The following is a 20,134-nucleotide window of genomic DNA, read 5'->3' as shown; positions in this document are numbered from 1 at the left end:
GCCAGAATTGGTTATAATTTCTGACCAAAGGGGAGGAGACGCCATGCAAATGCCGAGACCCGATGCCGGTTTGCTTGCCAATAAGGCGCAGATCGTGGCGCGCCTGCGCGAGGTTTTGCCGCGCGATGCTGTGATCGACGATCCCGCCGAGACGCGCGCCTATGAATGCGATGCGCTTTCGGCCTATCGCTGTCAGCCGCTGGCCGTGATCTTGCCGCGCACCACCGCCGAGGTCTCCGCCTCGCTGAAGCTATTGCATGAACTTGGCGTGCCGGTCGTGCCGCGCGGGGCGGGCACGTCGCTGGCGGGGGGCTCGATGCCGCAAGCCGATTCGGTGGTGCTAGGGCTGGCGCGCATGAATGGCGTGCTGGAAACCGATTACGACAACCGCTTTATCCGCGTGCAAGCCGGGCGCACCAATCTGTCGGTCACCGGTGCCGTGGAAAGCGATGGCTGGTTCTACGCCCCCGACCCGTCCAGCCAGTTGGCCTGCGCGATCTCGGGCAATATCGCGATGAATTCCGGCGGCGCGCATTGTCTGAAATACGGCGTGACGACGAATAATCTGCTGGGCGCGACGATGGTCACGATGCAAGGCGAGGTGCTTGAGATCGGCGGCGCATACCTCGATTCCGCCGGTCTTGACCTGCTGGGGCTGATCTGCGGTTCGGAGGGGCAGTTGGGTGTCGTCACCGAAGCGACGCTGAAAATCCTGCCCAAGCCCGAAGGCGCGCGCCCGGTGTTGATCGGCTATTCCTCCAACGAAATCGCGGGCGCTTGTGTCGCCGACATCATTCGCGCCGGGATCTTGCCGGTCGCGATCGAGTTCATGGACCGCCCCTGCATCCGCGCAACCGAGGCGTTCTGTCATGCAGGCTACCCAGATTGCGAGGCGTTGCTGATCGTAGAATGCGAAGGCTCGAAAGCCGAAATCGACGAACAGATCGGCATGATCCGCCAGATCGCCATGCGCCACGATCCGGTAGAATTCCGCGAGGCTGCCTCGGCGGATGAGGCCGCGCGGATCTGGCTGGGGCGCAAATCGGCCTTTGGCGCGATGGGCCAGATCAACGATTACATGTGTCTCGATGGCACAATCCCGGTCAACGAACTGCCCTTCGTGCTGCGCCGGATCGAGGAGCTATCGCAGGACTACGGCCTTGATGTCGCCAATGTGTTTCACGCGGGCGATGGCAATATGCACCCGCTGATCCTGTATAACGCCAACGAGGCGGGCCAGCAGGAACTGTGCGAGCAGTTAGGGGCCGAGATCCTCAAGCTCTGTGTCGAAGTCGGCGGCTGTTTGACCGGCGAGCATGGCGTGGGCATCGAAAAGCGCGACCTGATGAGCGTGCAATTCGCCCCTGCCGATCTTGAGGCGCAGCTGCGCGTCAAGGATGTGTTCGACCCGAAATGGCTGCTGAACCCGGCCAAGGTGTTTCCGCTTGGCATGACCGAAAGCCGGCGCGTCAGCTAGGGGCGCTGCCCAGGAATATTTCGAGAATTTGGAAGGCAGGCTTCATGAAAGTTGAAAGCGAGGCACAACTGGCCGAGGCGGTACGCGAAGCGACCGGGCCCCTCATGGTGCGCGGAGGGGGCACGCGGCCCGTAGGGCGGTGTGTTGGCGAGGCGCTTGAAGTCGCGATCTCGGGGATTTCGCTTTACGAACCGGGCGCTTTGACGATGGTGGTCGGCGCAGGCACGCCCCTGGCCGAGGTCGAGGCCGCTTTGGCCGCCGAGGGGCAGCGTCTGCCGTTCGAGCCCGGCCAATGGGGCGCGGTTCTAGGTGCGCCGGGGCAAAGCACAATCGGCGGCGTGGTAGCGGCCAACGTGTCAGGCCCGCGCCGCGTGCAGGCGGGCGCGTGTCGCGACTCGCTGATCGGGGTGCGGTTTGTCGATGGGCGCGGCGATGTCATCAAGAATGGCGGGCGCGTGATGAAGAATGTTACCGGCTACGATCTGGCGAAACTGATGGCTGGAAGCTGGGGCACTTTGGGCGTTCTGAGCGAGGTCGCATTCAAGCTGCTGCCCGCCGCACCAACGCAAGCCACAGTGGTTGTCGATCTGCCCGCCGGGGCGGCGCAGGTGGCTCTGGCGGCGGCGCTTGGCTCGCCCTTTGATGTGTCTGGCGCGGGCTGGGTTCCGGGCGTCGGCGCGGTGGTGCGTGTCGAAGGCTTGGCGCAATCGGTGCAGTATCGCGCCGAGAAGCTGGCCTCCCTACTTGCGCCCTTCGGTGAAACGCGGATTGAGCAGGACGGCTCGGGTGCGATCTGGGCGAATCTGCGCGATTTGACTCCGTTTGTGGGCAAAACGGGCGATCTTTGGCGGCTGTCGGTCAAGCCATCAGAAGCTGCAGATATCATCGCGCGTTTGGGCGGCGAGGTGATGCTCGATTGGGGCGGCGGGTTGATCTGGGTTCTATTGCCCGAGGGCAGCGATGCCCGCGCGCTGGCAGCCCCCTATAGCGGCCACGCCACCTTGATGCGCGGTGTAACTGCAGCGGTGTTTGAACCCGAGCCAGCACCCGTTGCCGCCCTCTCAGCTGGGTTGCGCGCACAGTTCGACCCGCGCGGCATTTTGAACCCCGGAAGGATGCTCTGATGCAGACGAATTTCACCGAGGCACAGCTGAAAGATCCGGGCATTGCGCATGCCAATGATATTCTGCGCGCCTGTGTGCATTGCGGCTTTTGCACCGCGACTTGTCCGTCTTATCAGGTGCTTGGCGACGAGTTGGACAGCCCGCGCGGGCGGATTTATCTGATTAAGGATATGCTCGAAAGCGGGCGTGCGGCCGATGAAAAGACCGTCAAACATCTGGATCGCTGCCTAAGCTGTCTTGCCTGCATGACCACCTGCCCGTCGGGCGTGAATTACATGCATCTCATTGATCACGCCCGCGTTCATGTCGAGAAAACCTACAAGCGCCCGCTGATGGATCGAATGCTGCGCTGGACGCTGGCCAAGATCGTGCCCTATCCGGGGCGCTTCCGGTTGGCGATGGGCGGGGCAAAGCTGGCGCGCCCTTTTGCGCGGTTTTTGCCCGACAAACGCCTGCGCGCAATGATCGCGATGGCGCCGAAGTCGATCCCGCCCGTGTCGCGAAATGACGATCCGCAGGTGTTTGCCCCGATCGGCGCTAAGAAATACCGCGTGGCACTGCAAATCGGCTGTGCGCAGCGTGCTCTGAATACCGATATCAACGATGCCACGATCCGGCTGTTGCGCCGACTTGGTTGCGAGGTGGTGGTGCCCAAGGATCTGGGGTGTTGCGGCGCGCTCAGCCATCACATGGGCCGCGAAACCGAGGCCCATGCCCAAGCCGCCCGCAACATCCGCGCCTATCTGGGCGAGGGTGATCTGGACGCGGTGATCATCAACACCTCGGGCTGCGGCACGACGGTGAAAGACTACGGCCATATGTTTCGCGATACCCCGATGGCCGAACAAGCTGCACAGGTTTCCAAGCTCGCTTTCGACATTTCCGAATTTCTCGAAAAAATCGGAATTCCTGAAGCCAATGGAAATATGCGTGTCGCTTATCATGCGGCCTGCTCGCTACAGCACGGCCAGCAGATCAAATCTGCCCCTAAAGATTTGCTGAAACGCGCCGGGTTTGAGGTGGTCGAACCTACCGACAGCCATCTGTGCTGCGGCTCTGCGGGCACCTATAACCTATTGCAGCCCGAAATCTCGGACGAGCTGAAGCGGCGCAAAGTTGCGACCCTTGAGGCGAAATCTCCGCAGGTGATCGCTGCGGGCAATATCGGCTGCATGGTGCAGATCGGCGGCGGCACGGATGTGCCTGTGGTGCATACGGTCGAGTTGCTTGATTGGGCGCTAGGCGGGCCGAAACCACCCGCTCTGATCGGGTAACTTCGCGCGAACCGTGCCACAGTTCAGCCCCATTCGCGCGATATCCATTGGCCAACACACTAGCGGAGTCCTCGAATGCGGCTGATCGCCTTTCTCATTGCCCTGATCGGGTTGGCGCTGCCCGCGCTGGCCGATCAGCCCTTGCAGGCACTTGAGACGGGGGATGCGTCGCGCGGCTGGGAGGCTGTGGGCAAGCTGGATCTGGGTCATGGCGGTTTTTGCACCGGCACGTTGATTGCGCCTGATCTGGTGCTGACGGCGGCGCATTGCCTGTTTGACAAACGCACCGGCGCGATGATCGACGCCGACAGCATGGAGTTTCTGGCGGGCTGGCGCAGCGGGCGCGCGCTGGCCTATCGCAAGGTGAAACGCGCAATCGCGCACCCGTCCTATCGCTATGACGGGCCGCATCGTTTATCGCGATCTTCGTTTGATCTTGCGCTGGTGGAACTGACGCAACCCGTGCGCCTGCCGCAACTGCGCCTATTTGAACTCGATCAATCACCGCCAACCCGCAACGAAAATGTCGGCGTTCTTTCCTACGCCAAAGGCCGCTCCGAAGCACCATCGCTGCAACGCGCCTGTCGCGTCATTGAGCGCGAGAATAACACCCTCGTGCTAAGCTGCTCGGTCGATTTCGGGTCGTCAGGCGCGCCGGTTTTCACGTTGGATAACGGCGTGCCGCGCATCGTTTCCGTCATCTCCGCTAAGGCCGAGATCGGGCGCGAAAAGGTCTCGGTTGGGGCTTTGGTGCGTGGTGTCGCGGATCTGCGCGCAGATCTCTCGTCACGCGAAACCCCTGACGGCACGAATGAAATCCGCGTCAAAGGCGCAAAATTCCTGCGCCCCTGATAGGAGACCCCGATGCATCCCCGAAACTTACTCCGCATGATTTTGCCCTTGGTGCTTGGCATGACGCTGCTCGCCCCGCTCGCATCCGCGCAAAGCGGGCTGGATTCGCTGTCGCGGCGCTCTGACCTGTTTGGCTGGGAGGCTGTGGGCAAGGTCCACATCGGGAAAACCGGCTATTGCACGGGCGTGTTAATTACGCCCGATCTGGTGCTGACAGCCGGGCACTGCATCTTTGATCGCGGCGCGAAAAAGCCGCATGATCCGTCCGAGCTGACCTTTTTGGCGGGGCAAACAGGCGACCATAATATCGCCGCGCGTCCGGTCGCACGCATGATCGCTGATCCGCAATACGCGCCCTACGCGCCAGTTTCGCCGCAGACAGTCCGCCACGACGTCGCCTTACTGCAACTTGCGACGCCGATTCCCAGTTCGATCGCCGCATGGTTTCGGGTCGGAACGGCAGGGGGCAAGGGCGCGCAGGTAAGCGTGGTGTCCTATGCGCGCGGGCGTGCGGACACGCTGTCTTGGCAGCGCGATTGCACGGTATTCGGCCATGCGCAGGGACTGATCGGCTTTGATTGCGACGTCGATCATGGCTCTTCTGGCGCGCCGGTTTTTGACCGCACGGGTGTCTCGGCCGGGCAGCGCGCGCAGATCGTTTCGCTTGTATCATCTGGCGAACGCTCGAACGGGAAAGTGCGGGCCTATGGTATGGAACTGCCAAGCATCGTGGCGCAGCTCAAAGCCAATTTACGCTCGGGTCGCGGCGTGATCGAGGGCAAAGCAGCCCCCACGCAAAGCGCGCGTATGCTCAAGCCAAATCAGCGCAGCGCACCCGAAACTGGCAAGCCGCGCATCTTGAACGGCGGTAGCTCGGGCGCGAAATTCCTGCGTCCTTGACGGGCGCGTCCCCCTCTTGAATTGGCAAATCACCATCCCCAAATCTGCTTTATCGAGATGCCATAACGGGTCTCGAGTTGGAAACTGCCCGGCCCGGAAGGGCGGGCGATTAACATCGCTCAAGAGAGGATGATGATATGCGAAACTTTGACCTATCTCCGCTGTATCGTGCCACTGTCGGCTTTGACCGTGTGGCGGATCTGATGGATCGTGCGCTGACCAGTGATGTCGCGCAGCCGACTTACCCGCCCTATAATATCGAGAAGATCGACGAAAACTCCTATCGGATTTCCGTGGCTGTTGCCGGGTTTGGCAGCGACGAGCTGGGCGTCGAGATGAAGGAAGGCGGCTTGGTCGTAACGGGCCGCAAATCCGAGGATGACACCCGCAGCTACCTGCATCGCGGCATCGCAACCCGCGCGTTTGAACGTCGCTTTGCGCTGGCCGACCATGTGAAAGTCACCGGCGCGAGCCATGAAAACGGCATGCTGCATATTGATCTGGTGCGCGAAGTGCCCGAGGCACTGAAACCCCGCCGGATCGAGATTGCAGGACCGAAAAAGACCGGTGCCGAACAGGTCGAAACCGTCGAGGCATAAGCCCGACTGTTGATCAGAACGCAGGCGCGGGGGCACCCTCCCGCGCCTTTTTGCTGCGCTTAGCCCAGCCCTGCGCAAAGCAAAACGCCCGAAGTTTCCCCCGGGCGTTTTCCAAAGTCTCGACGAAGGGCGATCAGCCCTTTTTCAAGCAGCGATTGCCCAGCGTTTCCGCAATCTGCACCGCGTTCAACGCCGCTCCCTTGCGCAGGTTGTCAGACACGCACCAGATGTTGAGGCCGTTCTCAATCGTGGAATCCTGACGGATGCGCGAAATGAAGGTCGCAAAATCGCCGACACATTCGATCGGGGTGATATAGCCACCGTCCTCGCGCTTATCGACCACCATGATGCCGGGCGCTTCACGCAGGATGTCGCGCGCTTCGTCTTCGTCCAGAAACTCTTCGAACTCGATGTTGATGGCCTCGGAGTGACCGACAAACACTGGCACGCGCACGCAGGTCGCGGTCAGCTTGATCGACTTGTCGATGATCTTTTTGGTCTCGGCGACCATTTTCCACTCTTCTTTGGTGGAGCCATCATCAAGGAAAACATCGATATGCGGGATCACGTTGAAGGCGATCTGCTTGGGATAAACTTTGGGTTCGACCTCTTGGCCGGGCACATACATGCCCTTGGTCTGGTTCCACAGTTCGTCAATCGCTTCTTTGCCAGAGCCGGAAACCGACTGATAGGTCGACACCACAACGCGCTTGATACGCGCACGATCATGCAGCGGTTTCAGCGCGACAACCATCTGCGCGGTCGAGCAGTTCGGGTTGGCGATGATGTTTTTCTTGTTGTAACCATCCACCGCCTCGGGGTTCACCTCTGGCACAACCAACGGCACGTCCGCGTCATAGCGATAAAGCGAGCTGTTATCGATCACCACACAGCCCGATTTTGCTGCGATCGGCGCATATTTCTTGGTCGCATCCGAACCGATTGCGAACAGCGCGATATCCCAGCCGGTGAAATCAAACCCGTCAAGGTCCTTGGTCTTGAGTGTCTTGTCGCCAAAGCTGACCTCAGTGCCCAGCGAGCGACGCGACGCAAGCGCGACGATCTCATCAACCGGGAACTGGCGCTCAGCCAGAATGTTCAGCATTTCGCGGCCCACATTACCCGTGGCACCGGCGACGACGACTCTATAGCCCATCAGGACCTCCTTGCCCAAAAAGAACAAGGGCGCACATAGCGCCTTCGACCGGAAAATAAAAGGGTTATGGCGCAGATCAGTTGCGAATGATGCGTGAATCCTGCGCGATCAGATCGCCCACCAGCGCGGCCTCGGCGGCGAAATCATGGGGCACCTTGTCGGCGCTACGAGATCCCGACAGCGACAGCGAGGCGAAGAAATCAAACCCGTATAGATCAAGCCGCGCCAGATCTGATCGCGCCAGCATATCGATCAACATCACGCCCGTTGTGGGCTGCGCGCCAAGGCGGGACTTGAGGTCTTCGTAATCGGCGAGCGGATGCATATAAAACCCGTCGCTTTGCGCGCTTTGCCAGTCCAGACGCTTGCGTTTATGGCTCATCCACAGGATGCGACCCGGCTTGATGCGCGCACGATCCACAGCCGGCAGCGAGGTCGCCAGCGCCAGCCAGTCCGTGCGCGTGCCGTGGCTTTGCGCACTTGGCATCGGGGCGCGGTTAATGCGGATCACCACGTCATGGGCGTCGATCTCTGCCCCCGCATCGCCCGCAGCCAGCGCGCGCGCATTGCCCACCAGTGCCACCGACTTTCCCGCCAGATCGCCCAGAAACTCCGCTGGCGACACCGAAAGTGCGGCTAGCGGAGCTTCACGCCGCAAGCTGCGCGCGATCAAAAAGCCAAACCGCGTCACGCCAACATCTCGCGATAGATCGCAACCAATGCGGCAGCCTCGCCTTCAATGCGGAAATCCGTCTCGGCGCGCGCACGGGCGGCCTGTTTGGCCGCAGCCAGACGCGTGGGATTATCTAGAAACGGCGCGGCAGCCTGTGCCAGCGCTGCGGGATCATCCGCATCCACCAGCGCGCCAGTTTCATCCGTCACGATTTCCTCGAACGCCCCCACGCGGGTCGCCACCACCGGCACGCCACACGCCATCGCCTCAATCGGCGTCAGACCAAAGCCTTCCCAGCGCTGCGGCGCAATATAAAGGTCCAGCACGCGATACCAGTCGGCCATTTTGTCGACGCTCACTTCGGGCAGAAACAGAATGCGATCCGCCAGCCCCGCCTTGGCGACGCGCGCCTTTAACTCTTCAAGAAACGTGCCATGTTCGCCCACCGCACGCCCCATCACCAACCCGGTGACACCGGGGCGCGACGACAGCGCCTCAATCATCGCATCGACGAAAGCATCCGTGCCCTTTTGTGCGCGAATACGCCCGTAACAGCCCACCAGCAGCCCCTCGACCGGCAAGCCCAACTTAGCGCGCAACGCCGCGCGATCCGGCGCGGGCGTGAAGCTGTCAGTGTCGATGCCGTGCAGAATGACGTCACAATCTCGCTTTAGATAAGACGCCGTGCGCTGCGACGTTGCCACCACCCGATCCATCTTGCCAATCAGCCATTTCGTGTAGCCGCTATGCTGCCGCTGGCTGGCCGAGGTGAACAACAGCTTCAGCCGCATCCGCAAGACATCACGCAAAAACAGCCCCAGCAACATCTCGGTATTGCGCCGCGCATGCCAAACCCGTTGGCGGCGCGGCAGAAACGGCAGACGCCACAGTGCTACATGCGGCAGATGCGCAGGCAGGCCTGGCCCGGTCGCCACAATCCCGATCTCGCGCGACTGAATGGGCACCAGCCGCACCACGGTGGCGGTGACGCCCGACAGGCGGCGTTTGAGGTTGGGGGCGATCACATCAATCTGGGTCATGTGCTTGCTTCTAATTCAGACCGTCGCCCGTGTCGCGGGTGAAAACGTAAAAGCCCAGACCGACAACCAGCGGCGCTAAGAAAAACGTAAACAGCAGACCATAGGCGGTCGCGGGCGCGAAATGCGCCGATGCGACATCAAACACCGGACGCGAGGCAAACTGCATCGCCGCCACCCCCATGATCGAGAACATATTGTGCAGCGTCACGCCGCGCCCCGTCAGATGGGGCGGATAAAACGTGCGCCCATGCGCCATGATCACCGGGAAAGACGCGCCGAAAAACCCGACCAGCGCCAGCATCATGGTCGCAAGCCACAGCGATTGCGCGCTCCATAAAACCAGCGCCGCAAGCGCTACGGCCAACACCGTATTGCCCAGCAAGATCACCCGCTTATGGCTGCCGAAAATGCGATCCGCCGGGCCATAGGCGAAATTGCCCGCGATCATCGCAAACCCCATCACCAGCGTCACCCGGCCAATCACATGCGCATCCGCGCCAAACACATCCGCCAGATACGGCCCCGCCCAGACCCCGCGAATACCTGCCGCCGCTGCGTAATTCGCCATCGTGAGCGGAAGCAACATCCAGAACCCCGGCAGTTTCAAGACATCGAGCGCCGAGCCGCGCTTGGTGCCAACGGGCTGCACAATACGCTCGGGATCGCGGGCAAAAACCAAGATCAGGATCGCAACCAGCAGCGTCACCCCTGCAAGCACCCACAGCGTGGGCCGCCAGCCAAAGGTCGCCACCGCCGAGGCCAAAGGCGCGGCCCCGGCCAGATTGCCCAAGCTCCCCACCCCCATCATCGAGGCGGCCAGCGTGCCAAACAACGCGGGATTGAAAACGCGCGCAAAGATGAAATAGCTGCCCACAAGGATCGGTCCGCAGCCCATTCCGATCAACACCATCGCCACATGAATGCCCATCGGCCCCTGCGCCATTGCAAAGGCCATGGCTCCGCCACCGCCGCCCAGCGCCAACGTCCAGCCCACCGTGCGACGCGGCCCGATCCGGTCCAGCGCCTCGCCCACCGGGATCTGCACCAGCGCAAACGCGCCATACCAAAGCCCCAACGACACCGCCAAATCCCCCGCCGTCACACCAATCTGATCGTGCAGAACCGGGGTCAACACGGCCAGACAGGTCCGGTAAAACTGGCTCAGCAGATAGGCTGCGACCAGAGAGGCGATAGACAGGCGCATGCTGGCTCCGGGGCGAAAACTCGCGCCAAGCTGCAAGATGGTGCGGATAAGCACAAGGGGCGGCCTTGCCAAGGCGCGCGCGGGCTTACAGGATAGGGCAAACCACCTGACAGGAGCCTCGCGCGATGGAGTTGACCCGACTGATGCTGCGCCTCTATTTCGGCGATGCGATGCTGGGGCCAGGCAAGGCGCGCCTGCTTGAGGCGATCGCCTCTGAGGGCTCGATCTCGGCCGCGGGGCGCGCGATGGGCATGAGCTATAAACGCGCCTGGTCTTTGGTCGATGAGATGAACAGCGCCTTTCGCGCGCCCTTGGTCGACAGTGTGCGCGGCGGCCCACAAGGCGGTGGCGCGGCGCTGACCGAAACGGGCGAGACCGTGCTGTCGACCTATCGCGCACTAGAAGCCAAAGTCGCGCAAACCGGTGCGGCCGAGATCGCGGCGCTTGGGGCGCTTGTCGCCCCGCCAAAGGCATGATCCGGGCAGATCTGCGCCGATTTCGGGAAAACAGCGCCATTCTTCCCATTGCCATCGCGCGCGCACCGTCCCACCCTGAACCCGCTTAAACCGGAGGAATCCCATGCGTATCACACTCGTCGCCGCATTGCTTTTGGGCGCGACACCCGCCCTTGCCGACACGATTGAGGCCCCCGCCACGATCCGCGCCGTAACGCTGTTTCCACGCGGGGCCCAAGTGGTGCGCGATGTCACGCTGAAACTGCCCGAGGGACAGCACGAAGTGCTGGTGCCCGGGTTGCCCGAGGGCACGGATATCTCGACCCTGCGGGTCATGGGCGAGGGCGTGCAGATCGGCGCAGTCAGCCTGATTGACGGGCGCACCCCGGCGCTGACCAACACCGACAGCGCGCAAATCAAGGACGCGCGGGCGCGTCTGGATCAAGCAACTGAGGCGCTTGCCAATGGCCAAGATCAGGTCGCCACGATCCGCGCCAAGGCGCAGGCGGCGCAAGATCAAATCGACTTCCTCAAAGGCGCTGGCACGCAAGTCAGTGATCCCGCGCAACTTCAAGCCATGGCGCAGATGGTGGGCGACCAGATCCTTGCCATCTCCGAGCGCGCGATTGCAGCGCAGGCCGATGCACGCCGCGCCGAATCTGCGTTAAAACCGCTACAAGAGGCGGTGAAACAGGCGCAGGCGGCGTTGGATGCCTTGCAAAATCCGGCGCAAAATCATGACGTGCTGCGCGCGATGGTTCAGGGATCTGGCACCCTCACGATCACCTCTTATGCGGGCAATGCGGGTTGGCAACCGAGCTATGATCTGCGCCTTGATGGGGCCAACAACACGCTGGACATGGAGCGGTTCGTGTCGGTTCATCAAGCCACGGGCGAGGATTGGAGCAACGTCGATCTGACGCTCTCCACGGCGCGCCCCGGCGGGCAATCTGCGCCCGCACCGGTTTATCCGCGCCTTGCGCGCATCGGACCTCCGATGGTCGCAAAGCCGCTTAGCAAAAATCTCGCGCGCGCAGATTCGGGGATGGCCGCGCCGGCTCCGATGATGGCCGAAGCCGCGTTGAGTGACACTGCCGCGCTGCAAATGCAGGGCGAGACCGTGACCTATCATTACCCGACAGCCGTTGATCTGCGCGATGGCGTCGATGATTTGCGCCTGAAACTGGATGCCAAAAAGATTCCCGTTAATGTTCTCGCCGAGGCTGTGCCGCTCAGCGATCCGCAGGCCTACCGCGTCGCCGAAGGCACAAATGACACGGGCGAAATTTTGCTGCCCGGCCCGGCCAATCTGTTTGCCGATGGCGCGATGGTGGGGCAAACGCAACTGCCGATGGTGGCTGCGGGCGACAAGCTGCGCCTTGGCTTTGGCGCGATCGAGGGGATTCGCCTGAGCCGCACCATGCCCGACACCACCGAGGGCGATCGCGGCCTCATTTCCAAGTCGAACGAGCGGCGCGAAGTGGTGCAAATCGACGTCAAGAACCTGACCAATCGCGACTGGCCGATGCGCGTGATTGACCGCGTGCCCTATTCCGAACAGGACGATCTGAAAATCTCATACAAGTTCAGCGAGCAGCCCAGCGCGAACAATTACGACGACAAACGCGGCGTGCTGGCCTGGAGGTTTGACTTGCCCGCCGGACAAGAGAAACAGATCCGCACCGAGACCACGTTGAGCTGGCCGACAGACCAAATCCTGCGCTAACGGCAGTTAGGCAGCGGGTCGCAGTTGCGGCAACACGAACCGGCGCGAGATCGAAAGGTCTTGCGCCGCTTCCGTGGCATTGCCACGCGTTTCTTTCGTCTCAAACACTGGCCGCCCCGGAAACGGCGCGCGATAGCGTAGCACCAACTCTCCAAGGCTTGGTCCGATCTCATCCAACGCGATCATGAACCGGTTTGAGGGCCATTCATGCACGCCCAAACGCCCATCCGACCCGCCCGCACGCAGCACCAAACCCGTGCGGCGCAATCGCATTTGCAGATCAATCCATCCCTCGGCCAGATCAAGCGCCTCTTGCAGCCCCGCCATTTCGGGCATTGGAACAGCTTGAAAATCATCCTCGGGCTCAGCCGCAGGGGCCAAACCGATACGCAAGGCGCGCCGGATCACCTCGGCGGGAGAGGCGTCAAACGCATGCGCCTCCTGATCGATCAAAGCGATCAAATCAAGGGGGAGGCGCATGGAAACGAGTCGGGTATGTGTCATGTCCCCAGTCTGGCCCACGCTTACTTAACACCGCGTGAACGCGCGCCAGATTTGGTGACAATCAGATCGTTTCAAACCGATCTGTCGCCGAGTCGTACTGCTCAAGCAAGCCTTCGCTGATGTCATGGCGCAGCCCGTGCAGCGTCATGCGGTCGTCATCCAGCGCCTCGCGTACGAAGGGAAACGTCATCAGGTTTTCAAGGCTGACCTTGACGGCTTCACGCTCCAGCTCGGTCACCGGATCTGCGGGGTTGCGTTCCGTTACGCGCTCATAGCCGGGACGCAACAGGTTCAGCCACGCCCCGGTAAACGAGGTTTTTTCCTCAAGCTCTGGCGCCTGACCCGAACACATCGCATGACAGCCCTCCACGCCGCCGCAACTGGAATGTCCCAGCACAATCATATGTGCAACACGCAGGTTTTTGACGGCATATTCCACCGCCGCCGACGTTCCGTGGTGATCGCCATCGGGGGTGAACTGCGGCACCAGATTGGCGATGTTGCGATGGATGAAAAACTCGCCCTGATCCGCGCCAAACATCGACGTCACATGCACCCGCGAGTCACAGCATGCGATGATCATCGAGCGCGGGCGCTGCCCCTCTTCGGCCAAGCGGCGATACCACGCGCGGTTTTCGGTATAGGACGTGGCGTGCCAGCCCCGATAGCGTCCCACCAGATAGCTTGGCAGCGGTTTGGCGTGCTCTCTCATTGAATCCTCGCATCGTTTGCCATGTCACTTTGGTGCAGATAGCCCGCCCAGCGATGGAATTCGAGCAATTTTCAATATCGCATAACCCTTTCTTGAGACCTTCTTGCCAAACTGCCCGCACTGGTGGGGACCAGCAGATCAATTGGCTCAAAGGGGTTTTGGGGTGGCACAGGTATCGCGGTTCACATGTAACGAGGCAAGCGCACTCGATCCCGCACGCATTGTCGTGATTTATGCGCAGCTTGGCGAGGTGGCGGCAGAGCACGTTATTTCAGCAGCGATGGAGGACATTGCCCAGCATATTGTCGCCGTCGAGAAGGCCGCGAAAGCGCATCAATACGCCAAGATGGTCGCAGAACTGGATGCGATGGTTACGCTGGCGGAACAGATCGGGCTTAGCTCGTTGGTGCAGGTCGCGCGGGATCTGCAAGCCTGCATTGAGGCGCGCGATCATATTGCGCAAGCGGCGGTTCTGGCGCGGCTGATGCGGCTTGCAGATCGTTCGCTCACCGAGGTGTGGGATTTGGGCGATCTGCGACTTTGATCCCTTGCGGGTGCGGCTGGGGGCGCTAATCTGCGCAAGCCAGCCAGCCCCAAGGAGCCGCAATGCCCGCCGATTTTTCCTTTCTCGCCGAACGTTCTGCAATGTGTTTTGCCGATAGCGCCAAAGACGCGCGCCCGTTGATACTGGTCGCGCCCGACGCGCTGGAATCGAAACTGGCATCACTGCCTCAAGCGCAGGCCGAATTCGTGCGCGCGCAAGGATTTGGCGCGGCCGCGGGCAGCGTGGCGCTGTTGCCCGGCGCATCCGGCGTTGAAGGCGCGTTGCTGGGTTTGGGCGATGCTCAGGCCCGCGAGAGGACGCGCTTTACCCTTTCGCTTGCGGCCACGGCATTGCCCGAGGGCGCGTGGCAATTGCAGGGTGACCTCACACCGGACGCCTTGCACGATGCCGCTTTGGGCTGGCTCCTCGCGGGTTACCGCTTTGCCCGCTACGCCCCCGATGCCGCGCCCAAGGCCCGGCTGGTCTGCCCCGACGGGCTGGATCGCGCGCGTCTAGAGGCAATGGCTGCGGGCGAGGCTTTCTCCCGCGATCTGATCAACACCCCCGCATCTGACATGGGTCCCGATGAGCTAGAGGCCGCGACACGCCTGCTTGCAAAACGCCATAACGCGCAGGTCTCGACGATATCAGGCGATGACCTGCTGGCGCAAAACTTCCCGATGATCCACGCCGTGGGGCGCGCCTCACCGCGCACTCCGCGCCTGATTGATCTGCGCTGGGGCGAGAGTGGGCCGACACTGACGCTGGTTGGCAAGGGCGTGTGTTTTGACACCGGCGGGCTGAACCTGAAACCGGGTGCGTCGATGGGATTGATGAAAAAGGACATGGGCGGCGCGGCCACGGTGCTGGGACTGGCCCATATGATCATGCAAACCGGGGCAAAGCTGCGCCTGCGCGTGCTGATACCGGCGGTGGAAAATTCGGTATCCGGTGACAGTTTCCGCCCCGGCGATATCCTGACATCGCGCAAAGGTCTTAGCGTTGAGGTCAATAATACCGATGCCGAAGGGCGCTTGGTGCTGGCCGATGCCCTCGCCTTGGCGGATGAAGAAAGCCCCGACCTGCTCATCTGCATGGCAACCTTGACGGGCGCGGCGCGGGTCGCCCTTGGCCCCGATTTGCCGCCCTTTTACACGGATGACGACGCGCTCGCGACGGCCCTCTCCAACGCCGCACAAGCTGCTGGCGATCCTCTGTGGCGCATGCCATTCTGGGCGCCTTATGAGCCCAAAATCGAACCCGGCATCGCCGATCTCGACAATGCACCCTCGGGCGGCATGGCGGGCTCGATCACGGCAGCCTTATTCCTGCGCCGCTTTGTCACCCGAACCCCGCGGTTCGCGCATTTCGACATCTATGGCTGGCAACCAGCCCCCGCGCCCGCGCGCCCGAAGGGTGGTGTTGGCCAAGGCGCTCGCGCAATCCTCACCGCCCTGCCCGAGGTCTTGCTATGAGCGATCGCCGCCGCCTGCCCTTCTCGGGAACCATCGCCTTGGACACCCTGCGCGACCGCGTCAAAGCCAAACACTACACCCAAGGCACACCCGCCAGCATCTGCACCCCGACCGCAGATCTTTGCCCAAACCCCGGCGCCCAACGCGACAGACAAGTGCTGTTTGGCGCGGCAGTCACCGTCATTGAGGCGAACGAAACGCATAGCTTTGTGCAAGCCGAGTGGGACGACTATTGCGGCTGGATCACAAACGCCGCTCTTGGCCCCAAAACAACGCCCACCCATATCGTGACCGCGCCCGCCACGCATCTCTACCGCGAAGCCTCGATCAAGCGGGGCGAGGTGATGGCACTTTCACTGGGCGCACGGCTGACCGTGACGGGTGACCCCCCCGAGTTCTTGATCACCGCGCAGGGCTTTGTGCCGCGCCAACACGCGACACCACTGGACGCCCCGCTCACCGACCCCGTCACCGTGGCCGAGGCGCTGCTAGGCACGCCCTACCTCTGGGGCGGCAATTCGCGCAACGGGATCGACTGCTCGGGGCTGGTGCAAATTGGCTACGCGCTTTGCGGCCAATCGGTGCCCGGCGACAGCGATATGCAATGGCACGAACTGGGCGAGCCGCTGCCCGAAGACGCGCTCCTACAACGCGGCGATCTGATCTTTTGGAAAGGCCATGTCGCGATGGTCACGGACCCCGAGACCCTGATCCACGCCAACGGTCACACCATGAGCGTCGCCTATGAGCCGATCAAAGCCTGCCTCGCACGAATAGCCGCAAGCGGCGACAGTCCCTATCTGGGCTGCAAACGCCCCGCCCTTTCATCTAGCCAATAAATACTCCCGCCGGAGGCTCCGGCAGCAGACACACCCACGATCATCGGTTAGTCGACCGAACGGATCAGCTTGCGGTCCAACTCGCGTAGCACCACGCGCAGATCTCCGCCACGTTTCAACACCTGCCCCTGCGGCCCGATCACCGCATACATCCCCTGACGGTTGCGCAAGGCAGGACGTTTTTCGATGCGGTAAAGCGGCGTCTCGGCAGCGCGCCGAAAAATCGAAAACACCGCCACTTCGCGCAGAAAACTCATCGCGTAATCGCGCCATTCTCCCGCCGCGACCGCACGCCCGTAAAGCGACAGGATCACATTCAGCTCGCCACGATCAAAGGCAACCTGCGGCTCGGCAGGGCGTGGCGGAAAAGGGGTGGGCGGTTGCACCGTCATATCCCGATGGTATCGCGGCGCGCGCACAAATCAAGACCGCTGCAAACTGTCGCAGCGTTTAACGGCACGACGCCCGAGACGCGCCGCGAAAAGGCCTTGGATTTGCCCAAAATCGCACCCGTTCCCGCCCCTTTTGCGCGCAATAAAGGGCATAGCGGAAAACGCTGACAGTTTCGGCGGTGCGGTTAACAGCCCCCACTCAGTTCGCACCGTCGAAACGCTTTACTCCGCAACCAAAGCCCCGACTAAAATGGTCGGGGCTTTCGTTTTCATGATCGTTCCGTGATTGCGCTTTTGGCCCATAAACGGCAGGTTGCGCCAAATCACCGGAGCACCGAAATGACCCGATCTGTCCTGACTGCCTCATTTTGCCTGTCGCTGGCCCTCATCCTGACGGCCTCGATGGCGCCTGCCAAGGATGTGGCGAAAGACCCAACCGTGCGCGCGCGCATGGAGTTGATGGACCGCCTCGGCCAGAATCTTAAAATCGTAGGCGATATGGCGACCAAGAAAGCGCCGTTTGACGCAACCGCAGCGGCGGCCGCGACCAGTGCGTTACGCGAAGATGCCGCGAAGGTCACCGACGCCTTCGCAGAGCCCGCTACGGACCCCGCTTCCAAGGCCCTGCCCCGCCTTTGGGATTATGAGGGCGAGTTCTGGCAAAAGACGCGCCGCTTGCAAAAGGCCGCCGATGGGATGGACCCGTCCAGCGCGGGTGGGCTGGCCGATGGGCTGAACGCTTTGGGCGCATCGTGCAAGGATTGCCACGGGCGCTTTAAGGCAGACTAGCCCCCGCAGCCATAGCTGCCGGGGGGTCGCAGCGCCTTAGCCGCAGTCGATATTGTAGACATTTCCACGCGAATCAAGGCGGAACACCACGCGCTGCGGGTTGTAGACCTGATCTTCCACGCCGCGCCATTCCACGATTCGCATCGGCTTGGTGATGCCCAGCGTCTGGATCTGCGCCGCTGGCTGGCCAAGCACCGAAACATAATTGACCGCGCCGCAAGTGTCAGGCTCGCGCTCTTGCAAGCCGCCTGCCGTAACGGTGGTCTGTGGGGTCAAATAGGGCGTGGGCACAGCCGCAGCTTGGTCTGGGGTTTGCTCAACCGGGCCTGCGGGGTCACACGCCGCAAGCGCCAGCACCGACAACAACACAACAGGCAAAGCGGAAAATCTGGTCAACATATCACACCCTTTATTGCATTCACCCACGCATTCGCGCAGGTTCTTGACCTGTTTATACCTTGAGGAGACGCCCATGAGAACCCGTGCCGCAGTCGCATTGGAAGCCGGAAAGCCGCTTGAAATCATGGAGGTGGAACTCGACCCGCCGAAAGCAGGCGAAGTTCTGATCGAAATCAAGGCCACTGGCATTTGCCACACTGACGAATTCACCCGCTCGGGCGACGACCCCGAGGGACTGTTTCCCTGCATCCTCGGCCATGAAGGCGCGGGCGTGGTGCTGGAAGTGGGCGAGGGCGTGACCACGCTCAAACCCGGCGATCATGTCATTCCGCTTTACACGCCGGAATGTCGCGAATGCCCGTCCTGCCTGTCGGGCAAAACCAACCTCTGCACCGCGATCCGGGGCACGCAGGGCCAAGGCCTGATGCCCGATGGCACGACGCGCTTTCATATGCTCGATGGCACGCCGCTGTTTCACTACATGGGCTGCTCGACCTTCGCCAATCACACGGTCATGCCCGAAATCGCGCTGGCTAAAGTGCGTGAGGATGCGCCCTTCGACAAGATTTGTTACATCGGCTGCGGCGTCACCACCGGCATCGGCGCGGTGATCAACACCGCAGGCGTCGAGATCGGGTCCACGGCGGCAGTGTTCGGCCTAGGCGGGATCGGCTTGAACGTGATCCAGGGGCTGCGCATGGCCGGGGCCGACATGATCATCGGCGTCGATCTGAACGACGACAAAGAGGAAATGGCGCGCAAGTTCGGCCTGACCCATTTCGTGAACCCGTCAAAGATCAAGGGCACCGTTGTCGAGGAAATCGTCAACCTGACCAAGAAGGGCGCCGATCAGATCGGTGGCGTGGATTACAGCTTTGACGCGACGGGCAACACCAAGGTGATGCGCGATGCGCTGGAATGTAGCCATCGCGGCTGGGGCGTTTCGGTGATTATTGGCGTGGCTCCGGCGGGCGCGGAAATTTCGACGCGACCGTTCCAGCTTGTGACAGGACGCGTCTGGAAAGGCACGGCCTTTGGCGGCGCGAAAGGGCGCACCGATGTGCCGAAATTCGTTGACTGGTATATGGATGGCAAGATCGAGATCGACCCGATGATCACCCACACCATGCCGCTCGAAAAGATCAACGAGGCGTTCGATCTGATGCATGCGGGCGAATCAATCCGCTCGGTCGTGATCTATTAAAAACGGGTCGGGCGGCGTGGCGCTAAGCCGCGCGCCGCCCCCGCCCTTCGATCATCCAAGCCCCAAGCGTCAGCAGCGCCGCCAGTAGCAGCCATGCCCAAGCGGGCAGAACAGGCTGCACGCGAATATCGGTCGTGGTGCGCGCGCCGCGCGGGGTAATACCGATCCAGCCCCGCCCCGAAGTCGCACGTCCCGCCGCCATTTTGTGGATGCGCGGGATGCCCTCTTCCAGACGCGTCACAGCCCCACCCGAGGCCGCAATCGCCTTGGCCATCGGCTCACCGCTCGCGATGGTCTGTTCGAACTCGCGCGGGCTAGCGGGTCCCATCGCAACGACGCGCTCCAGATCGCCATCCTTGAGCGTATAAAGCCCCGGCCCCGGCGCGGTCCAACGCGCAGTGAACCGCCCCGGCGCGGTTTGGCTCAGCGGTACGTCTTGGGTCGTGCCATCGGGCAGCGTTACGCTCGCAGGAGGCACATCATCTTTCATCGAGCGGCGAACGATCGTCATCGACAGCGCGCCGGGGTCGATCTCGGCGTAAAGCGCCTCTTCCTCCAGCTCGGGTTCCTTCATCTCCCAATGGGCGATCCGGCGCAGCAATTCGAGCTGTGGCCCGCCACCATCATAGCCGCGATCCCACAGCCACGCCTGATCGGACGCGAGCAGCGCCACGCGCCCCTTGCCCTCACGCGAGAGAACCAGCAGCGGCTTGCCCTCCGCGCCCGACATCACGACTTCGCCCTTGGGATCGCTCAACTCGATCTGGCGCAGCCAATGGCCCCAATGGGGGGCTTT

The 20,134-nt window shown here is 62.0% G+C and carries 21 protein-coding genes and 1 pseudogene; 13 read left to right on the top strand and 9 right to left on the bottom strand.

The genetic code is table 11. The features are described from left to right. Positions 1-43: 43 nt before the first annotated feature. From DT23_RS04190 to DT23_RS04165, 6 genes are all read left to right on the top strand, one after another. A complete protein-coding gene (locus DT23_RS04190) occupies positions 44-1,477 on the top strand; it encodes an FAD-linked oxidase C-terminal domain-containing protein (protein WP_038128564.1) in 1,434 nt (477 codons plus the stop codon). A 44-nt stretch (positions 1,478-1,521) separates the two neighbouring features. Next, positions 1,522-2,601 carry an FAD-binding protein gene (locus DT23_RS04185; protein ID WP_038128562.1) on the top strand — a complete coding sequence of 360 codons (1,080 nt, stop codon included), beginning with the start codon at positions 1,522-1,524 and terminating at the stop codon, positions 2,599-2,601. Further along, positions 2,601-3,875 carry a glycolate oxidase subunit GlcF gene (gene glcF, locus DT23_RS04180; protein ID WP_038128560.1) on the top strand — a complete coding sequence of 425 codons (1,275 nt, stop codon included), beginning with the start codon at positions 2,601-2,603 and terminating at the stop codon, positions 3,873-3,875. Before DT23_RS04185 ends, glcF begins: the two co-directional genes overlap by 1 nt. A gap of 75 nt (positions 3,876-3,950) precedes the next feature. After that, positions 3,951-4,727 carry a trypsin-like serine peptidase gene (locus tag DT23_RS04175; RefSeq protein WP_038128558.1) on the top strand — a complete coding sequence of 259 codons (777 nt, stop codon included), beginning with the start codon at positions 3,951-3,953 and terminating at the stop codon, positions 4,725-4,727. Between the two features lie 12 nt (positions 4,728-4,739). Then, complete coding sequence (locus DT23_RS04170) at positions 4,740-5,627, top strand: trypsin-like serine peptidase (protein WP_081846909.1); 888 nt, start codon at positions 4,740-4,742, stop codon at positions 5,625-5,627. Between the two features lie 137 nt (positions 5,628-5,764). After that, complete coding sequence (locus DT23_RS04165) at positions 5,765-6,226, top strand: Hsp20 family protein (RefSeq protein WP_038128556.1); 462 nt, start codon at positions 5,765-5,767, stop codon at positions 6,224-6,226. A gap of 133 nt (positions 6,227-6,359) precedes the next feature. Here DT23_RS04165 and DT23_RS04160 read toward each other — a convergent pair whose 3' ends face one another. The 4 genes from DT23_RS04160 to DT23_RS04145 form a co-directional block, all read right to left on the bottom strand. Next, the gene (locus DT23_RS04160) at positions 6,360-7,382 is read right to left on the bottom strand and encodes an aspartate-semialdehyde dehydrogenase (protein WP_038128701.1); all 1,023 of its coding nucleotides are present in this window, start codon (positions 7,380-7,382) and stop codon (positions 6,360-6,362) included. 76 nt (positions 7,383-7,458) lie between these two features. Next, entirely contained in the window at positions 7,459-8,073 is a 615-nt protein-coding gene (locus DT23_RS04155; RefSeq protein WP_038128553.1) for a glycosyltransferase family 29 protein, read from the bottom strand. Then, positions 8,070-9,095 (bottom strand): glycosyltransferase family 4 protein, encoded by a 1,026-nt coding sequence (locus DT23_RS04150; protein WP_038128550.1) that lies wholly within the window; start codon positions 9,093-9,095, stop codon positions 8,070-8,072. Before DT23_RS04150 ends, DT23_RS04155 begins: the two co-directional genes overlap by 4 nt. 10 nt (positions 9,096-9,105) lie before the next feature. After that, entirely contained in the window at positions 9,106-10,299 is a 1,194-nt protein-coding gene (locus DT23_RS04145) for an MFS transporter (protein WP_038128699.1), read from the bottom strand. A 125-nt stretch (positions 10,300-10,424) separates the two neighbouring features. Here DT23_RS04145 and DT23_RS04140 point away from each other — a divergent pair, with 125 nt between their 5' ends. Both DT23_RS04140 and DT23_RS04135 read left to right on the top strand, forming a co-directional pair. Continuing rightward, the gene (locus tag DT23_RS04140) at positions 10,425-10,775 is read left to right on the top strand and encodes a winged helix-turn-helix domain-containing protein (RefSeq protein WP_038128547.1); all 351 of its coding nucleotides are present in this window, start codon (positions 10,425-10,427) and stop codon (positions 10,773-10,775) included. Positions 10,776-10,878: 103 nt separating this feature from the next. Then, on the top strand, positions 10,879-12,480 hold the full coding sequence (locus DT23_RS04135; protein WP_038128546.1) for a DUF4139 domain-containing protein: 1,602 nt from the start codon (positions 10,879-10,881) through the stop codon (positions 12,478-12,480). Between the two features lie 6 nt (positions 12,481-12,486). Here DT23_RS04135 and DT23_RS18405 read toward each other — a convergent pair whose 3' ends face one another. Further along, complete coding sequence (locus DT23_RS18405) at positions 12,487-12,984, bottom strand: hypothetical protein (RefSeq protein WP_156023850.1); 498 nt, start codon at positions 12,982-12,984, stop codon at positions 12,487-12,489. Between the two features lie 61 nt (positions 12,985-13,045). Continuing rightward, on the bottom strand, positions 13,046-13,696 hold the full coding sequence (locus tag DT23_RS04125) for a carbonic anhydrase (protein WP_038128543.1): 651 nt from the start codon (positions 13,694-13,696) through the stop codon (positions 13,046-13,048). Positions 13,697-13,859: 163 nt separating this feature from the next. Between DT23_RS04125 and DT23_RS04120 the strand changes: the two genes are divergently transcribed. From DT23_RS04120 to DT23_RS04110, 3 genes are all read left to right on the top strand, one after another. After that, positions 13,860-14,240 carry a hypothetical protein gene (locus DT23_RS04120; RefSeq protein WP_038128541.1) on the top strand — a complete coding sequence of 127 codons (381 nt, stop codon included), beginning with the start codon at positions 13,860-13,862 and terminating at the stop codon, positions 14,238-14,240. Between the two features lie 62 nt (positions 14,241-14,302). Beyond that, entirely contained in the window at positions 14,303-15,715 is a 1,413-nt protein-coding gene (locus DT23_RS04115) for a leucyl aminopeptidase family protein (RefSeq protein ID WP_081846908.1), read from the top strand. Then, entirely contained in the window at positions 15,712-16,554 is an 843-nt protein-coding gene (locus DT23_RS04110; RefSeq protein WP_038128539.1) for a C40 family peptidase, read from the top strand. Before DT23_RS04115 ends, DT23_RS04110 begins: the two co-directional genes overlap by 4 nt. 47 nt (positions 16,555-16,601) lie before the next feature. Here DT23_RS04110 and DT23_RS04105 read toward each other — a convergent pair whose 3' ends face one another. Further along, positions 16,602-16,946 carry a DUF2794 domain-containing protein gene (locus tag DT23_RS04105; protein ID WP_038128535.1) on the bottom strand — a complete coding sequence of 115 codons (345 nt, stop codon included), beginning with the start codon at positions 16,944-16,946 and terminating at the stop codon, positions 16,602-16,604. Positions 16,947-17,285: 339 nt separating this feature from the next. Here DT23_RS04105 and DT23_RS04100 point away from each other — a divergent pair, with 339 nt between their 5' ends. Then, positions 17,286-17,735, top strand: coding sequence for a c-type cytochrome (locus DT23_RS04100; protein WP_038128532.1), 450 nt, complete (start codon positions 17,286-17,288; stop codon positions 17,733-17,735). Positions 17,736-17,771: 36 nt separating this feature from the next. Here DT23_RS04100 and DT23_RS04095 read toward each other — a convergent pair whose 3' ends face one another. After that, positions 17,772-18,134 (bottom strand): I78 family peptidase inhibitor, encoded by a 363-nt coding sequence (locus DT23_RS04095; RefSeq protein WP_038128692.1) that lies wholly within the window; start codon positions 18,132-18,134, stop codon positions 17,772-17,774. Between the two features lie 73 nt (positions 18,135-18,207). On the opposite strand from DT23_RS04095, the gene DT23_RS04090 reads away from it, so the two are divergent. Then, complete coding sequence (locus DT23_RS04090) at positions 18,208-19,338, top strand: S-(hydroxymethyl)glutathione dehydrogenase/class III alcohol dehydrogenase (protein WP_038128530.1); 1,131 nt, start codon at positions 18,208-18,210, stop codon at positions 19,336-19,338. 22 nt (positions 19,339-19,360) lie between these two features. Here DT23_RS04090 and DT23_RS19685 read toward each other — a convergent pair. Beyond that, a pseudogene (locus DT23_RS19685) lies at positions 19,361-20,134 on the bottom strand (hypothetical protein); the annotation flags it as partial.

The sequence above is a fragment of the Thioclava indica genome (assembly GCF_000714545.1).
GTDB lineage: Bacteria > Pseudomonadota > Alphaproteobacteria > Rhodobacterales > Rhodobacteraceae > Thioclava > Thioclava indica.
Note: the sequence above shows the minus strand (reverse complement) of the source record. Positions and strands in the feature narration are given on the sequence as shown.

Excerpts from the sequence above, each read along its gene's own strand:
- DT23_RS04190 (WP_038128564.1), top strand. The coding sequence starts at position 44 with ATGCAAATGCCGAGACCCGATGCCGGTTTGCTTGCCAATAAGGCGCAG.
- DT23_RS04185 (WP_038128562.1), top strand. The coding sequence starts at position 1,522 with ATGAAAGTTGAAAGCGAGGCACAACTGGCCGAGGCGGTACGCGAAGCG.
- glcF (WP_038128560.1), top strand. The coding sequence starts at position 2,601 with ATGCAGACGAATTTCACCGAGGCACAGCTGAAAGATCCGGGCATTGCG.
- DT23_RS04175 (WP_038128558.1), top strand. The coding sequence starts at position 3,951 with ATGCGGCTGATCGCCTTTCTCATTGCCCTGATCGGGTTGGCGCTGCCC.
- DT23_RS04170 (WP_081846909.1), top strand. The coding sequence starts at position 4,740 with ATGCATCCCCGAAACTTACTCCGCATGATTTTGCCCTTGGTGCTTGGC.
- DT23_RS04165 (WP_038128556.1), top strand. The coding sequence starts at position 5,765 with ATGCGAAACTTTGACCTATCTCCGCTGTATCGTGCCACTGTCGGCTTT.
- DT23_RS04160 (WP_038128701.1), bottom strand. The coding sequence starts at position 7,382 with ATGGGCTATAGAGTCGTCGTCGCCGGTGCCACGGGTAATGTGGGCCGC.
- DT23_RS04150 (WP_038128550.1), bottom strand. The coding sequence starts at position 9,095 with ATGACCCAGATTGATGTGATCGCCCCCAACCTCAAACGCCGCCTGTCG.
- DT23_RS04145 (WP_038128699.1), bottom strand. The coding sequence starts at position 10,299 with ATGCGCCTGTCTATCGCCTCTCTGGTCGCAGCCTATCTGCTGAGCCAG.
- DT23_RS04140 (WP_038128547.1), top strand. The coding sequence starts at position 10,425 with ATGGAGTTGACCCGACTGATGCTGCGCCTCTATTTCGGCGATGCGATG.
- DT23_RS04135 (WP_038128546.1), top strand. The coding sequence starts at position 10,879 with ATGCGTATCACACTCGTCGCCGCATTGCTTTTGGGCGCGACACCCGCC.
- DT23_RS18405 (WP_156023850.1), bottom strand. The coding sequence starts at position 12,984 with ATGACACATACCCGACTCGTTTCCATGCGCCTCCCCCTTGATTTGATC.
- DT23_RS04125 (WP_038128543.1), bottom strand. The coding sequence starts at position 13,696 with ATGAGAGAGCACGCCAAACCGCTGCCAAGCTATCTGGTGGGACGCTAT.
- DT23_RS04115 (WP_081846908.1), top strand. The coding sequence starts at position 14,303 with ATGCCCGCCGATTTTTCCTTTCTCGCCGAACGTTCTGCAATGTGTTTT.
- DT23_RS04110 (WP_038128539.1), top strand. The coding sequence starts at position 15,712 with ATGAGCGATCGCCGCCGCCTGCCCTTCTCGGGAACCATCGCCTTGGAC.
- DT23_RS04105 (WP_038128535.1), bottom strand. The coding sequence starts at position 16,946 with ATGACGGTGCAACCGCCCACCCCTTTTCCGCCACGCCCTGCCGAGCCG.
- DT23_RS04100 (WP_038128532.1), top strand. The coding sequence starts at position 17,286 with ATGACCCGATCTGTCCTGACTGCCTCATTTTGCCTGTCGCTGGCCCTC.
- DT23_RS04095 (WP_038128692.1), bottom strand. The coding sequence starts at position 18,134 with ATGTTGACCAGATTTTCCGCTTTGCCTGTTGTGTTGTTGTCGGTGCTG.
- DT23_RS04090 (WP_038128530.1), top strand. The coding sequence starts at position 18,208 with ATGAGAACCCGTGCCGCAGTCGCATTGGAAGCCGGAAAGCCGCTTGAA.